General features: G+C 53.7%; 1 protein-coding gene. It reads right to left on the bottom strand.

The window, feature by feature from the left end:
* Entirely contained in the window at positions 1-1,185 is a 1,185-nt protein-coding gene (gene tuf, locus BDE01S_RS10620) for an elongation factor Tu (RefSeq protein ID WP_066081383.1), read from the bottom strand.
* Positions 1,186-1,187: the final 2 nt, after the last annotated feature.

Raw genomic sequence — 1,187 nt, 5'->3', positions numbered from 1 at the left:
TTAAGCAATTACGTTGGCAACAACGCCGGCACCTACGGTACGGCCGCCTTCGCGAATCGCAAAACGCAGACCGTTTTCCATCGCGATCGGAGCAATCAGCTCAACGGTGATTTTCACGTTCTCACCCGGCATTACCATTTCTACGCCTTCAGACAGGGTTACCGCGCCGGTAACGTCAGTCGTACGGAAGTAGAATTGCGGACGGTAGTTGGCGAAGAACGGAGTGTGACGACCACCCTCTTCTTTGCTCAGTACGTATACTTCTGCTTCGAATTTGGTGTGCGGAGTGATAGAACCCGGTTTAGCCAATACTTGGCCGCGCTCTACGTCTTCGCGTTTGGTACCGCGCAACAGTACGCCTACGTTGTCACCTGCTTGGCCTTCGTCCAGCAGTTTGCGGAACATTTCTACGCCGGTACAAGTGGTTTTTTGGGTTTCTTTCAGACCGACGATTTCGATCTCGTCGCCTACGTGGATGATACCGCGCTCTACGCGACCGGTTACTACGGTACCGCGGCCGGAGATTGAGAATACGTCTTCAATCGGCAGCAGGAACGGTTTGTCAACGGCACGCTCGGGAGTCGGGATGTAGCTGTCCAGGGCATCGGCCAGTTCGAAGATTTTGGCTTCGAATGCTGCGTCGCCTTCCAGGGCTTTCAGTGCAGAACCTTGTACGATCGGGCAGTCGTCGCCAGGGAAGTCGTAGCTGCTCAGCAGGTCGCGGATTTCCATCTCAACCAGTTCCAACAGCTCGGCATCGTCAACCATGTCGCATTTGTTCATGAACACGAGAATGTAAGGTACGCCTACTTGGCGGGCCAGCAGGATGTGCTCACGGGTTTGCGGCATAGGACCGTCGGCAGCAGATACTACCAGGATGGCGCCGTCCATTTGTGCGGCACCGGTAATCATGTTTTTAACGTAGTCGGCGTGACCCGGGCAGTCTACGTGTGCGTAGTGGCGGGTTTCGGTTTCGTATTCTACGTGAGAGGTATTAATGGTAATACCACGGGCTTTTTCTTCAGGGGCGTTGTCGATTTGGTCGTAAGCTTTAGCAGCGCCGCCGAATTTTTTAGCCAGAATGGTAGTCAAAGCAGCAGTCAGAGTGGTTTTACCATGGTCAACGTGACCGATGGTGCCAACGTTTACGTGCGGTTTGCTACGTTCGAATTTTTCCTTAGCCATGG

Source organism: Bergeriella denitrificans NBRC 102155 (genome assembly GCF_001592185.1).
Lineage (GTDB): Bacteria > Pseudomonadota > Gammaproteobacteria > Burkholderiales > Neisseriaceae > Neisseria > Neisseria denitrificans.
Note: the sequence above shows the minus strand (reverse complement) of the source record. Positions and strands in the feature narration are given on the sequence as shown.